Source organism: Prochlorococcus marinus str. MIT 9515 (genome assembly GCF_000015665.1).
Classification (GTDB): Bacteria; Cyanobacteriota; Cyanobacteriia; order PCC-6307; family Cyanobiaceae; genus Prochlorococcus_A; species Prochlorococcus_A marinus_P.
The window spans coordinates 226,429-240,942 of the sequence record NC_008817.1; the positions used below are offsets into that span (position 1 = coordinate 226,429).

Genomic DNA, 14,514 nt, shown 5'->3' on the forward strand with positions numbered 1-14,514 from the left:
AATAACTTTCTAAAAATATCTTTGCCATTATTTAGGTTAATTTTCCTGAAGAAAAAAGGGTTTTGATTATTTTTTATGCAAGTTAAGAGACTATCGTATTATTTGAGTAATTATTTTACAACTTCAAAATATTCAAATGAATTTAATCATTCGCCCAAGAAGATTGAGAAGAACAGAAGCAATAAGAGAGATGGTAAGAGAAAATTACCTGCATCCTGAAGATTTTATATATCCATTATTTATTCATGAAAAGGATTTTCAAGAGGATATATCTGCAATGCCAGGAACCTATAGATGGGATATGAATGGATTGATAAAGGAAGTTGTTAGAGCCTGGGAATTAGGTGTTAGATGTATTGTGCTTTTCCCAAAAATTGATGACAGCTTGAAAACAGAAGATGGCTCAGAATGTTTCAATGAAGCTGGTTTAATACCTAAAGCAATACGAACATTAAAAAAGGAGATCCCTGAGATGGCAATAATGACTGACGTTGCACTAGATCCTTATTCATGTGATGGACATGATGGCTTGGTTGATGAGAATGGAAAAATATTAAATGATGAAACTATTGAAATTCTTAAAAAACAGGCCATAACCCAGGCAAGAGCAGGAGCAGATTTTATTGGTCCAAGTGACATGATGGATGGAAGAGTTGGAGCTATTAGAAGTGCTTTGGATATAGAGGGATTCAGTGATGTGGGAATTATTAGCTATACAGCAAAATTTTCATCCGCCTATTATGGACCTTTTAGAACAGCTTTAGATTCTGCTCCAAAAGAGAATAATAAGAAACTTATTCCAAACAATAAATCAACATATCAAATGGATCCTGCTAATTCAAAGGAGGCTTTAATTGAATCAGCGTTAGATCAATATGAGGGCGCAGACATTTTAATGGTTAAACCAGGTGTTTCTTATTTAGATATTGTTTACAGGCTAAGTAATTTTTCAAATAAACCAATAGCTGCTTATAACGTGAGTGGAGAATATTCAATGGTCAAGGCTGCGGCTATGAAAAATTGGATTAATGAAAAGGATATTGTTTTAGAAACATTACTTAGTTTTAAAAGAGCTGGGGCTAAATTGATACTCACATATCATGCTTGTGATGCATCAAAATGGTTGCAAGAGAGGTAGAAACTCATTAAATTCAAAAATTTTGTTTATTCTTAAATAAATAATATGAATTGTTTTGCTTTTAAAAGTTTCAAAAGGTGTTCATAGAATTGGACATATTGCACTTAGAGTCGAGAATCTCGATAGAGCCAAGTCTTTTTATTTGAACTTAGGTATGAAGTTGATTTGGGACGATAAAGATTGGTGCTATCTTGAAGCAGGTAATTTTAAGGATGGTCTTGCTCTTTTAGGACCAAGTTATAAAGCGGCAGGCCCACACTTTGCTTTCCATTTTGAAGAAAAGAAAGAAGTTGAAAATATTTATTCTGATTTACAAAGTTCTGGAGTAAAAGTTTTACCTATTCATGAACATCGAGATGGAACAGCTTCTTTTTATATGCAAGACCCCGAAGGTAACTGGCTAGAAATGCTTTATGTTCCGGCTGGCGGGATTAAATCAAATATTTGATTATCTACTAATCAATGAAAGAGAAAAGTCATTATAAAAATTTATTATCGCACAAATCACTTTCAGAAGAATCTATTGGTCTTTTAGAGTGGGATACTTTGAAGACTCAAATTGCCTCTTTTGCTTCTACAAAAATGGGCAAGAATGTAGTACTTCAGTTTGAAATTCCCACTGAATATGAAATTTCGAGGAGATTATTGAAAGAAACTATAGAGATAAATGAGCTAGAAAAAAACTTAGATAAATCGATTAGTTTTTCTGGGGTGTTTGATATTTGTAAAAATATCGAGATTTGTTCAAAAGGAGGAGTAATTAATTCTTCTGATTTATTAGAGATAGCTGAAACAATTTCAGCTTCAAGAAATTTAAAAAAAATCCTTTTGGATTTTGAACAAAGACCTTTTATTTCTGCTTTTTTAAAGGGTTTAATTGACCATAATCAGATTGAAAAAATTTTGAAAAATGGTATTGAATCCAACGGTAGAATTTCGGATCGAGCCAGTCAGAAATTAGCAAACCTTAGACAAGAATTATTATCTAAGAAATCAGAAAGGAGGGTATTAGTAAATAAATTTATTCAAAATAATCTACCTTATATCCAAGATACTATTGTTGGCGATAGATACGGAAGACCCGTTTTAGCAATAAAAGTGCAATATGCAGAGAAATTTAAAGGTATAATTCATGATTCCTCGGCATCAGGAAATACTATATATCTGGAGCCAGAATCTATAGTTTTAAAGGGTAATAAGATCGCTTCTATGGAAGCTAGAGTTGCAGGAGAAGAATTTAAATTATTAAAAGAGTGGTCACATATTATTCGTGATAACAATCAAAGTCTTCTTGAAATGTCAAATATACTTTTGAGAGCGGAGTTTTCCCTAACTCGTTCAAGATATTCAAATTGGATTGGAGGCAATGCTCCAATAGTTGAAAATAGTCCAATAGTTTCTTTAATGGGTTTTTCTCATCCTCTTTTGATTTGGGAAAATAAAAAAAAACAAGCTGCCAAACCAGTTTCTATTGATTTTCATATAGACAGAAATACTAAGGTGGTAGCTATCACAGGACCAAATACTGGAGGTAAAACTGTTGCATTAAAGGGCCTTGGAATAGCATTATTGATGGCTAGATCAGGATTATTTATTCCTTCAATTCAAAAACCAATAATTCCTTTTTGTCCAAATATATTTGTTGATATTGGGGATGATCAATCTTTAGAGGGAAATTTATCTACTTTTAGTGGACACATATTGCGCATTAAAAATATTTTGGAAGCTCTTAATAATAAAAAGGGGTTTTCAGTTGTTTTATTAGATGAGATTGGATCTGGAACCGATCCTTCTGAAGGTACTGCACTTGCAATAGCTTTACTGAAAGAGTTTGCAATTGTCTCTGATATTACCCTGGCTACAACTCATTATGGGGATATTAAAGCTTTGAAATACAGTGATAATAGATTTGAAAACGTTTCAGTTGCTTTTGACGAAGAATCATTCAAGCCTAAATATACTCTTAATTGGGGAATACCGGGAAGAAGTAATGCGTTATCAATTTCAAAGAGAATTGGCATTAATGAAAAAATACTGAATAATGCTTCCAACTATTTAAAACCGAAAGAAGTTGAAAATATAAATAATATTATTAAAGGATTAGAAGAGGAAAGGTTAAAGCAACAAAAATCGGCAGAAGAGGCCGCTGAACTTATAGCCAGAACAGAAATATTACATGATGAAATAAAGAATAAATATGAATTTCAAAAACTCAATGCTTTAAAAATTCAGGAGGCTGAAAAGCAAAAACTATCCAAACATATCAAAGAAGCTCAAAAAGAAGTTATTAATTTGATCAAAAAATTAAAAGACCAAAATGCAACTGGAGAAGATGCCAGATTAATTGGAATTAGGCTTAAAGAAATTGAGACGGATCATCTTACTCAATCAAATGTTGAAAGGACAACATCTTGGAGTCCCAAAATAGGAGATTTTATTAAAATTAAAAGTTTAAATAGCTCTGGTCAAATAATAGACATAGATGAAAAAGCCAAGTCTTACGAGGTTAAATGTGGATCATTTAGAAGCACATTATCAATTAATGATTTTGAAGGACTTAATGGCGAAAAACCTAAGTTTAAAGATTCTCAAATCCAAATTAGTTCAGTAAGAGAAGATTTTTCTTTTTCTAAAATAAGAACAAGTAAAAACACCATAGATGTTAGGGGAATGAGAGTTCATGAAGCAGAAATCATTATTGAAGAAAAATTTAAAAAGTTTCATGGACCGCTCTGGATAGTTCATGGTATCGGAACTGGGAAATTAAAAAAAGGATTACGTTTATGGTTATCAAGTTTGAATTATGTTGATAAAGTTGAAGATGCAGAAAATAATGAGGGAGGAGCTGGTTGCAGTATTGCGTGGATAAAATAAAATCTGTAAGTATCTAGAAAAACTATTCGTCAATTTTTAAGTGCAATTTATTGATCAAGCAAATATTATTCTCAAAGCTGGTAAAGGAGGCAATGGAATAGTTTCCTTTAGAAGAGAAAAATTTGTGCCTGCTGGAGGACCTTCAGGCGGTAATGGAGGAAAGGGTGGCTCAATTATCCTTGTAGCTGACAATAATCTGCAAACACTTTTGGATTTTAAATTTAATAGAGAAATATTTGCTAAAGATGGTTTCAAAGGAGGTCCAAACAAAAGATCTGGAGCATCAGGGGAGAATACAATCCTAAAAGTTCCTTGTGGAACTGAAGTTAGAGATGTTCATACTGGGATTATATTGGGAGATTTAACTATTGATAAGCAAAGTTTAACTATTGCTCATGGAGGTAGAGGAGGCCATGGCAATGCTTATTACTTAAGTAACCAAAACAGAGCTCCGGAATCTTTCACTGAGGGACAAGAAGGAGAGATTTGGGAGGTGCAATTAGAATTAAAACTCCTTGCAGAAGTTGGGATCATTGGTCTTCCTAATGCGGGGAAAAGTACTTTAATTTCTGTTCTATCATCAGCACGGCCAAAAATTGCAAACTATCCATTTACGACTTTGATACCTAATCTAGGAGTAGTGAGGAAGGCTGATGGAAATGGATGTCTTTTTGCGGATATTCCTGGTTTGATATCTGGTGCTGCTGAAGGAGTAGGTTTGGGACATGATTTTTTAAGGCATATTCAAAGAACAAAGATACTGATTCATGTGATCGATTCAATTGCAGAAAATCCTATTCATGATTTTGAGATAATTGAGAAAGAATTAAAACAATATGGTAATGGGCTTTTAGAGAAAGAAAGAATAATTGTACTTAATAAGAAGGAGCTTATAGATGAAAATTATTTGAAAATAATAATAAAAAAGTTAGAAAATTTATCTAAGAAAAAAGTTTTAGTTATTTCTTCAGCTTTACGAGAAGGTTTGCCTTCACTACTTTCTGAGGTTTGGAATCGAATTTAATTTTTGAGATATTATTTTTTTTTAATTAAAATGCTTGATTTAATTGTGTAAATTGGCCATAAATTATATGTTGCCTTTTATAAACTTATGAATTTTTATAGTTGCTTTGATCAACAAGGAAAAATAATTGCCAGGTGCCAGACTATCCAAGATATTGAAGTTTTAAAAAAAATGGGAAGACCGATAGTTGAAGTTAAAGAAATGAAGAACGAAGAATCTGTAGTCTGTTCCTTAACTGGCAGTCCCTCTGACTTTAATATGGATTATTAAAAAAAAAAGGGCCTCAAGAGCCCTTTTTTTGTTTTTTTTAAGTTTACGTATTAATCATCATAAACTAAACATTCAGGTTCATCTGGATTGGCATCACAGAATAGCTCTAATGCATTTGGATCATGTTTGTCTTCAGGATGATGATCCTTATATTCTTCAAGTTCCTTTAATTCTTCAGTTAAATGTCTGACCTTTGGAAGATTACCCTGTTCTTTTGCAGAGGCGATTTCCGATTGATCTTTTTGAATGTGTTCGTCAATGGATTTCATTTGCAGTTTTTCGTACTTAAGTAGACTCTTATAACATAGTTAATTTGAATTGATTTTGCATTATCTATTAATAAGCTTCGTGTTCATAACAACATGAAATTGATAAGTTAATAATTATCTAGGATTAATCTTTTAAGTAACCGATTCGATTATTTCCTGTAAAGAGGGCAAAACTGGGATAATTTGATTTGGATTTAAAGGGAATATTGCTTTGTAATAGTCTTTTTTCCATTCAGAGTCAAAACATGTCTCAGAAATATTAGACAATTCAAAAAATCTTGATCTCCATTTAATAATATTTTTAAAATCTGAAATTTCTTTTTCACTACATTTAAAAAGTTGCCTATAAATTAATTCCCAACGAATAATTGTTGGAAATAAATAAATATCCGCATAGGTTAGGTCTTCTCCACATATCCAATTACCCAAATTTTTATCAAACTCTTTTTCTACCTTGCTTAAAGATCTAAAAAGGGTTTTACTTGCTAGTTCATAAGATCTCTGATTTCTAGCAAATCCGCATTTATAGACTCCATCGTTTATGTCTGAATGAATCATTTTTAAAAAATTTTGATCGCAATTTTTTATTTGGAGTGTTTTGTTAGAGGATTCGACTTTTATTGAATTCAGTAACCTTACTATTTGGGAACTTTCACTAGATATAATATTAATATGATTATTTTGAAGATTAAATAGTAATGGTAATGTCGACCTGAATATATTCTGTTTTTGTGCTTTTTTATAAAATTGATTAAGAGTCTCGCATCCCTCAAACTTTTCTTTGAAAATCCATTGTCCAGAATTAATATCCGCTTTTAAAAAAATAACTTTAATTTTCTTTGATAAGTTTTTCAGTTTGTAAATGAGTAAAGTTCTATGGCACCAAGGACAAGAGTTTCCTACCAATAGATAAGAGTTTTTAGTATTGACTTCAAAATCATAAGTTTTATCAACTAAAATTCCCTTCGGCCTTTTATAATTTCCATGAGAGTCTGCAGGTGCAAAACCGTCCATTAATTTTGTCCAAAACCAAAACCACGATCTTTTGGCGAAATTAATTAGATACTTATTTTGCATAAATTTGTAATTTTATTTTTAAAAATGAACTCGGGCAAAATACTAATTGTTTCAAGCACTCATGGAAATGAAATTAATCCAGTTTGGTCCGTCAATCAATATAGTAAGCAGGGAAATATCATTGACAAAAATATTGAATATAAGTTCATCATAGGAAACCCTCTGGCTTATGAAAAGGGTTGCAGATATATAGATAAAGATTTGAACAGATCTTTTAATCTAATTAAAAATAATCATGATACTAGTATTTATGAAATTAGAAGGGCAAATTTTTTAGTTGAAAAGTTTGGTGTTAATGGTTCTGAACCTTGTGATATTGCTATTGACTTGCATACGACTACCGCAAATATGGGAACAAGCATTGTAATGTATGGTAGAAGAGAAAAAGATTTTTGTCTTGCGGCATTACTTCAGCATAAGTTTGGTTTACCCATTTATCTTCATGAAAAAGATGAAAAACAAACTGGATTTCTTGTGGAAGCATGGCCATGTGGATTAGTAATAGAAATAGGTCCTGTTGCTCAAAATTTTTACGATCCTAAAATCATAAATAGATTTTTAATAATTATTAGTTCTCTAAGAGAAGAGATAAATAAGTTAAAAAATAAGCAAAAACAACTTCCTAAACTTGTAATTGTTCATGTACACCAGGGAAGTATTGATTATCCAAGAGGCGAAGATGGAAATATTAATGCCCTAATTCATCCTAAAAGAATGAATCAAGATTGGAAGCCTATAAAAAAAGGAGACCCTTTGTTTATGGATATGGAAGGTTGTACTAAATCTTATAATGGAAAAAATACTCTTTGGCCTGTTTTCATTGGTGAGGTCGCTTATAAAGAAAAGAATATTGCAATGAGTTATACAAAAAAAGAAGTAATAAATCTTCCCACTCAAATTTGCGAAGATTTCTTTAATTAGGACTTTTTTTTCTCATAATTTTTCTTTAATATAAGTATTTTTTATATAAGTTATAAGACTTTTTGATACACATTGCTTGGGGTTTTGGATTATATTTATTAAAGCGAAATTAATTTTTCGTTTTTATTTACACGTCTCGATAAGAGACATACTTTACGAACTCATGACAACTATTCAGCAGCAGCGTACTTCGCTGTTAAAAGGCTGGCCTCAGTTTTGTGAGTGGGTAACATCAACTAACAACAGAATTTATGTTGGTTGGTTCGGCGTCTTAATGATTCCATGCCTACTTGCAGCCGCGGCTTGTTTCATCGTTGCTTTCATCGCAGCACCTCCAGTAGACATTGACGGAATTAGAGAACCAGTTGCTGGTTCATTCCTATACGGAAACAACATCATCTCAGGTGCAGTTGTTCCTTCTTCAAATGCTATTGGTCTACACTTCTACCCAATTTGGGAAGCAGCTACTGTAGATGAGTGGTTATACAACGGTGGTCCTTACCAGCTAGTAATTTTCCACTTCCTTATTGGTATCTCAGCTTACATGGGACGTCAGTGGGAGCTTTCATACCGTTTAGGTATGCGTCCTTGGATCTGTGTTGCATACTCTGCACCAGTTTCAGCAGCTTTCGCAGTATTCCTTGTATATCCATTTGGTCAAGGTTCATTCTCTGACGGAATGCCTTTAGGTATCTCTGGAACATTCAACTTCATGTTTGTTTTCCAGGCAGAGCACAACATTCTTATGCACCCATTCCATATGGCTGGTGTTGCAGGTATGTTCGGAGGATCATTATTCTCAGCAATGCATGGTTCACTTGTTACTTCATCTCTAATCAGAGAAACAACTGAGACAGAGTCTCAGAACTATGGTTACAAGTTCGGACAAGAAGAAGAAACATATAACATCGTTGCAGCTCATGGCTACTTCGGTCGTTTGATCTTCCAATATGCTTCATTCAACAACAGCAGAAGTCTTCACTTCTTCCTAGCTGTATTCCCAGTTGTATGTGTTTGGTTAACTTCAATGGGAATCTGCACAATGGCATTCAACCTTAACGGTTTCAACTTCAACCAGTCAGTTGTTGATGCAAACGGTAAGATTGTTCCTACATGGGGTGACGTTCTTAACAGAGCTAACTTAGGTATGGAAGTAATGCATGAGCGTAACGCTCACAACTTCCCACTTGATCTAGCAGCAGCTGAGTCTACAACAGTAGCTCTTACAGCTCCAGCTATCGGTTAAGCTTAAAGTTCTAAATTTAAAGCCTCCTTTTATAGGGGGCTTTTTTTTTATGTTTACTTTTCAATTGATTTCATATAATGGGTAATAGAACTTAAACAATTTGATATTTTTGATACCTCTTTCAGATTCAATTCTATTTGAAGTTATAAATATTATTCAGTTTTGTTTTCAATAATATTATCGATAGTCTTGACCTTTGTAATAATCCTTTTCTTCACTCCGAGATTGGTTTATCTTTTCCAAACTTAGTAAATATTAAATGAAGATGTCGATATCTATCTTCAGATATGAACCTCTTTACTTAGTTATGTATTTTTAATCATTATTGTTATTTTTTAAATTGATGCATTTAGTTGTTTGTGCAAACCAGTTATTTTTATTAATCAGAATTTACTAAAGTTATTTATTTGAGTAAATATCTCGATGCACTCTGTTATTTATAAAATTCCTCATATTTTAGATGATGTTTAATAAGTATTTTTTATCTAATAGATAATATTTTCTTATAATTAATTTAATCTAATTTAAATATTGTATGTATTAATTTTTTATTTTAAATTCTTTCACTCCAATAGATAATTGCTCCAAAAGCCTCTAGTTCCAGTCTCCTATGTTTTGCTCTTGATAAAGAAACCACTTCTTTAGATCTTTTGCCATTTAATAACCACTTTATTATTACCAAAATAATTCCTCAATAACAAAGAAAATATTAAGACATAGAGGCCAACTTCTTCTTGAATCAGGTGAAACCTTAACCTGAGATAATTGTCTTCTACACATTATTTATGATTTTGGATTATATTTATTAAAGCGAAATTAATTTTTCGTTTTTATTTACACGTCTCGATAAGAGACATACTTTACGAACTCATGACAACTATTCAGCAGCAGCGTACTTCGCTGTTAAAAGGCTGGCCTCAGTTTTGTGAGTGGGTAACATCAACTAACAACAGAATTTATGTTGGTTGGTTCGGCGTCTTAATGATTCCATGCCTACTTGCAGCCGCGGCTTGTTTCATCGTTGCTTTCATCGCAGCACCTCCAGTAGACATTGACGGAATTAGAGAACCAGTTGCTGGTTCATTCCTATACGGAAACAACATCATCTCAGGTGCAGTTGTTCCTTCTTCAAATGCTATTGGTCTACACTTCTACCCAATTTGGGAAGCAGCTACTGTAGATGAGTGGTTATACAACGGTGGTCCTTACCAGCTAGTAATTTTCCACTTCCTTATTGGTATCTCAGCTTACATGGGACGTCAGTGGGAGCTTTCATACCGTTTAGGTATGCGTCCTTGGATCTGTGTTGCATACTCTGCACCAGTTTCAGCAGCTTTCGCAGTATTCCTTGTATATCCATTTGGTCAAGGTTCATTCTCTGACGGAATGCCTTTAGGTATCTCTGGAACATTCAACTTCATGTTTGTTTTCCAGGCAGAGCACAACATTCTTATGCACCCATTCCATATGGCTGGTGTTGCAGGTATGTTCGGAGGATCATTATTCTCAGCAATGCATGGTTCACTTGTTACTTCATCTCTAATCAGAGAAACAACTGAGACAGAGTCTCAGAACTATGGTTACAAGTTCGGACAAGAAGAAGAAACATATAACATCGTTGCAGCTCATGGCTACTTCGGTCGTTTGATCTTCCAATATGCTTCATTCAACAACAGCAGAAGTCTTCACTTCTTCCTAGCTGTATTCCCAGTTGTATGTGTTTGGTTAACTTCAATGGGAATCTGCACAATGGCATTCAACCTTAACGGTTTCAACTTCAACCAGTCAGTTGTTGATGCAAACGGTAAGATTGTTCCTACATGGGGTGACGTTCTTAACAGAGCTAACTTAGGTATGGAAGTAATGCATGAGCGTAACGCTCACAACTTCCCACTTGATCTAGCAGCAGCTGAGTCTACAACAGTAGCTCTTACAGCTCCAGCTATCGGTTAAGCTTAAAGTTCTAAATTTAAAGCCTCCTTTTATAGGGGGCTTTTTTTTTATGTTTACTTTTCAATTGATTTCATATAATGGGTAATAGAACTTAAACAATTTGATATTTCTATGAGTAGCATTTTTGGTAAAATTTTCCGGGTCAGTACTTTTGGAGAATCTCATGGAGGTGCAGTTGGAGTTATTCTTGATGGATGTCCACCAAAGTTAAAAATAAATATTGATCTCATACAAAATGAATTAGATAGAAGGAGGCCTGGTCAGAGTAAAATTACTACCCCAAGAAAGGAAGATGACAAATTAGAGATATTAAGTGGTTTAAAGGAAGGAATAACACTTGGGACTCCTATAGCCATGTTGGTTCGAAATAAAGACCAAAGACCAGAAGACTATAATAATCTTGAGCAAGTATTTAGACCATCTCATGCAGATGGTACATATCATCTCAAATATGGGATTCAAGCTGGTTCAGGAGGTGGTAGGGCTTCGGCTAGAGAAACTATAGGAAGAGTTGCTGCAGGCGCTATTGCAAAACAATTATTAAAAACCTTATTCAATACTGAGATTCTTTCTTGGGTAAAACGTATACATGATATCGACTCTCAAGTTAATAAAAATAAACTTACTCTAAGTAAAATAGATTCAAATATTGTTAGATGTCCTGATGAAAAGGTGGCTACAAAAATGATTCAAAGAATAAAAGAATTACAGCAAGAGGGTGATTCTTGCGGAGGTGTTATTGAATGTTTAGTGAAAAATGTTCCCTCAGGATTAGGGATGCCTGTTTTTGATAAATTGGAGGCTGATTTAGCAAAGGCTCTGATGTCCTTGCCTGCGACTAAAGGTTTTGAAATAGGTTCAGGTTTCTTAGGAACTTATTTAAGAGGTAGTGAACATAATGATTCATTTGTTGAGTCTGATGACATCAATAAGCTTAAAACAAAATCAAATAATTCTGGAGGTATTCAAGGAGGTATAAGTAATGGAGAGAATATTGAGATGAAAATAGCTTTTAAACCGACAGCAACTATTGGAAAGGAACAGAAAACTGTTAACTCTGATGGTAAGGAAATTGTAATGAAGGCAAAAGGTCGACATGATCCATGTGTTTTACCAAGAGCAGTACCAATGGTTGATTCAATGGTTGCACTTGTTTTAGCAGACCATTTGCTTCTTCATCAAGCGCAATGTTCAATTATTAAATAGAAATGATTCTTTAATTAGATGTTTTTTGAATCCATTCATATATATTTGGGTCTATAACTTTATTTTTAAAGCCCTTATCACCAATTACGATAGCTTTATATCCTAAAGATTTATAAAGAGGCACATCAACTATTGATAAACCCCCGGCTGCGATAAAGTCTATATTTTTATATTGCGAAATCTTTATTAGTTTATTTTTATCTTTTACTGGATAAATTTTAATAATTTTACAATGCAAATCTATTGCTTCTTTAAGATCTTTTAAATTTTTAATGCCGGGAATCAATAGATGGTTTTTTGATCTTGAATAATTTAAAAGATCCTTATCCCATACTTTCATCATTGAATAATTTAATCCTAATCTAATAGAATCATCTATTGATTTTTTATTAATTATAGAAGCAGAGCCTAAATTAAGTTTTGGGAACTTTAATTTGAGATTGGAAACATAATCAAACCATTTTTCATTATCAGACCAACTAATTTCAATGTTCAAAAAACCAATTTTTATTAACTTTTCTAGTTGTTTTTCAACTAATTCTTTTTCTTCAGCATTTTTATATATATTTTTAGTAGGTTTTATCAATAAAAAAAAAGATTTTGACTCTAAATTTTTGGAGAAAAAATCTTTTTTATGTTTTATTAAATTATCAGATTTTTTAAAATCAGATATAGTTTGCAACTTTCACCTCAGAGCGGTTAAGTAAATCTTGAATATCTTCAGTGTCGATGGTTTCTCTCTCGATTAGCATCATAGCCATTTCATCAAGAACACTTCTATTATCAGTTAATACTTTCGTCGCTCTCTTGTAGGCTACATCAACAAGCTCTGAAACTTCAACATCAATAGTTGCTGCAGTATCTTCAGAGAAGTCTCTTGTAGAACTCATATCTCTTCCTAAAAACATTCCACCTTGTGATTGGCCCAATGCTACTGGACCTATTTTATCACTCATTCCAAATTTGGTAATCATTTGTCTTGCAACATTAGCGACTTGCTGTAAATCGTTAGAGGCTCCAGTAGTAACTTCCTCTTCTCCGTATACAATTTCCTCAGCAACCCTTCCACCCAAAGCCACAGCCATTTGGTTTTGTAAGTAAGAGCGAGAGTAAAGACCAGACTCCATTCTTTCTTCGCTAGGAGTGAAGAAGGTTAGTCCTCCTGCCTGACCCCTAGGTATTATGGATACTTTTGCTACAGCGTCATAATCGGGCATACAAGCACCAACTAAAGCATGGCCTGCTTCATGATATGCAACAAGTTCCTTTTTTTTGTCGCTTATGACTCTATCTTTCTTTTCTGGACCTGCCATTACTCTCTCGATAGCATCACCAACTTCATCATTGCTAACTGTGTCGAGGTCTTTTCGTGCAGCAAGGATAGCCGCTTCGTTTAAAAGATTGGCTAAATCAGCACCTGTAAATCCGGGAGTTCTCCTTGCAACTTTATCAAGGTCTACATCTTTGGAAAGAGTTTTATCCTTGGCATGAACATTTAAAATTTGCAGTCTTCCGGCGTAATCAGGACGATCTACAGTTACTTGTCTATCGAATCTTCCTGGCCTCATTAATGCTGAGTCCAAGACATCTGGTCTATTAGTTGCTGCAACGATAATTATTCCAGAATTACCTTCAAAACCATCCATTTCTGTTAGAAGTTGATTTAAAGTTTGTTCTCTCTCATCATTTCCCCCTCCCATTCCGGCACCTCTTTGTCTTCCAACAGCATCAATCTCATCAATAAAAACAATACAAGGAGCGTTCTTTTTAGCTTGTTCAAATAAATCTCTAACCCTGCTTGCACCTACTCCAACAAACATTTCAACAAACTCTGATCCAGATATTGAGAAAAAAGGAACACCCGCTTCTCCTGCAACTGCCTTTGCTAGCAAAGTTTTGCCTGTTCCTGGTGGTCCAACTAGAAGAACTCCTTTTGGGATTTTTGCTCCAACAGCAGTAAATCTGTCAGGACTTTTAAGAAAATCTACAACCTCAGTTAACTCTAATTTTGCTCCTTCAACACCAGCAACATCTGAAAAGGTTACTTGAGTAGAAGGTTCCATTTGAAGTCTGGCTTTACTTTTCCCAAAACTCATGGCAGGGTTACCACCACCACCACCACCGCTTCCGCTTTGTGATCTTCTGAATAGGAAAAATAAACCTCCTATTAGTAAAACAGGGAAAATTAGACTGCTTACAGCTTGCTGCCATGGATTAGCTAATTTTGTGGGCGTAACAGCTATATCTACATCATTTTCAGTAAGGATTTTAAGTAAATCTTTATCAGGAGCTAGATTAACTTCAGATCTACTGCCATCGTTTTCAACTACTTGAGCAGTTCCATTATCTGGAGATAATAAAACTCTGCTAACTTCTTTATCTTGAACAGCTTCAATGAAATCGCTATATCTGAGTGTTTTTGTTGCATTCTCAGTATTAGGTTTATCAAAAACAGAAGTTCCTATAAAAATAACTGTTATTACTGCTAGAACATAAAGTCCTACGTTTCTCCAACGTTTGTTCACGATAAAAAATC

The 14,514-nt window shown here is 33.7% G+C and carries 14 protein-coding genes; 9 read left to right on the forward strand and 5 right to left on the reverse strand.

Features of this window, described 5'->3' with window-relative positions; genetic code table 11:
- The first annotated feature begins 136 nt into the window (after positions 1–136).
- The 5 genes from hemB (at position 137) to P9515_RS01215 (ending at position 5,306) form a co-directional block, all read left to right on the forward strand.
- A complete protein-coding gene (gene hemB / locus P9515_RS01195; RefSeq protein WP_011819568.1) occupies positions 137–1,138 on the forward strand; it encodes a porphobilinogen synthase in 1,002 nt (333 codons plus the stop codon).
- Positions 1,139–1,193: 55 nt separating this feature from the next.
- Positions 1,194–1,586: a VOC family protein gene (locus P9515_RS01200; RefSeq protein WP_011819569.1), complete on the forward strand. Its 393-nt coding sequence runs from the start codon at positions 1,194–1,196 to the stop codon at positions 1,584–1,586.
- A gap of 14 nt (positions 1,587–1,600) precedes the next feature.
- On the forward strand, positions 1,601–4,012 hold the full coding sequence (locus P9515_RS01205; RefSeq protein WP_011819570.1) for an endonuclease MutS2: 2,412 nt from the start codon (positions 1,601–1,603) through the stop codon (positions 4,010–4,012).
- Between the two features lie 40 nt (positions 4,013–4,052).
- The gene (gene cgtA / locus P9515_RS01210) at positions 4,053–5,036 is read left to right on the forward strand and encodes an Obg family GTPase CgtA (protein WP_011819571.1); all 984 of its coding nucleotides are present in this window, start codon (positions 4,053–4,055) and stop codon (positions 5,034–5,036) included.
- An 87-nt stretch (positions 5,037–5,123) separates the two neighbouring features.
- Complete coding sequence (locus P9515_RS01215; protein WP_011819572.1) at positions 5,124–5,306, forward strand: hypothetical protein; 183 nt, start codon at positions 5,124–5,126, stop codon at positions 5,304–5,306.
- 50 nt (positions 5,307–5,356) lie between these two features.
- On the opposite strand, the gene P9515_RS01220 is transcribed toward P9515_RS01215, so the two are convergent.
- Together P9515_RS01220 and P9515_RS01225 are read right to left on the reverse strand one after the other, a co-directional pair.
- Positions 5,357–5,575, reverse strand: a complete 219-nt coding sequence (locus tag P9515_RS01220) for a CP12 domain-containing protein (protein ID WP_011819573.1) — start codon at positions 5,573–5,575, stop codon at positions 5,357–5,359.
- A gap of 132 nt (positions 5,576–5,707) precedes the next feature.
- Positions 5,708–6,589 carry a glutathione S-transferase family protein gene (locus tag P9515_RS01225; RefSeq protein WP_338048800.1) on the reverse strand — a complete coding sequence of 294 codons (882 nt, stop codon included), beginning with the start codon at positions 6,587–6,589 and terminating at the stop codon, positions 5,708–5,710.
- An 87-nt stretch (positions 6,590–6,676) separates the two neighbouring features.
- On the opposite strand from P9515_RS01225, the gene P9515_RS01230 reads away from it, so the two are divergent.
- Both P9515_RS01230 and psbA (P9515_RS01235) read left to right on the forward strand, forming a co-directional pair.
- Positions 6,677–7,573 carry an aspartoacylase gene (locus P9515_RS01230; RefSeq protein ID WP_011819575.1) on the forward strand — a complete coding sequence of 299 codons (897 nt, stop codon included), beginning with the start codon at positions 6,677–6,679 and terminating at the stop codon, positions 7,571–7,573.
- A 163-nt stretch (positions 7,574–7,736) separates the two neighbouring features.
- The gene (gene psbA, locus P9515_RS01235) at positions 7,737–8,819 is read left to right on the forward strand and encodes a photosystem II q(b) protein (RefSeq protein WP_011131862.1); all 1,083 of its coding nucleotides are present in this window, start codon (positions 7,737–7,739) and stop codon (positions 8,817–8,819) included.
- 553 nt (positions 8,820–9,372) lie between these two features.
- Here the strand turns inward: psbA (P9515_RS01235) and P9515_RS10015 are convergent.
- Entirely contained in the window at positions 9,373–9,501 is a 129-nt protein-coding gene (locus P9515_RS10015) for a hypothetical protein (protein ID WP_011819576.1), read from the reverse strand.
- A gap of 188 nt (positions 9,502–9,689) precedes the next feature.
- On the opposite strand from P9515_RS10015, the gene psbA (P9515_RS01240) reads away from it, so the two are divergent.
- Both psbA (P9515_RS01240) and aroC read left to right on the forward strand, forming a co-directional pair.
- Positions 9,690–10,772, forward strand: a complete 1,083-nt coding sequence (gene psbA / locus P9515_RS01240; RefSeq protein ID WP_011131862.1) for a photosystem II q(b) protein — start codon at positions 9,690–9,692, stop codon at positions 10,770–10,772.
- A 111-nt stretch (positions 10,773–10,883) separates the two neighbouring features.
- Positions 10,884–11,978: a chorismate synthase gene (gene aroC / locus P9515_RS01245; protein ID WP_011819577.1), complete on the forward strand. Its 1,095-nt coding sequence runs from the start codon at positions 10,884–10,886 to the stop codon at positions 11,976–11,978.
- Between the two features lie 10 nt (positions 11,979–11,988).
- On the opposite strand, the gene P9515_RS01250 is transcribed toward aroC, so the two are convergent.
- Together P9515_RS01250 and ftsH are read right to left on the reverse strand one after the other, a co-directional pair.
- Entirely contained in the window at positions 11,989–12,660 is a 672-nt protein-coding gene (locus P9515_RS01250) for a bifunctional 4-hydroxy-2-oxoglutarate aldolase/2-dehydro-3-deoxy-phosphogluconate aldolase (RefSeq protein WP_011819578.1), read from the reverse strand.
- Positions 12,644–14,503, reverse strand: coding sequence for an ATP-dependent zinc metalloprotease FtsH (ftsH, locus tag P9515_RS01255; protein WP_011819579.1), 1,860 nt, complete (start codon positions 14,501–14,503; stop codon positions 12,644–12,646). Before ftsH ends, P9515_RS01250 begins: the two co-directional genes overlap by 17 nt.
- Positions 14,504–14,514: the final 11 nt, after the last annotated feature.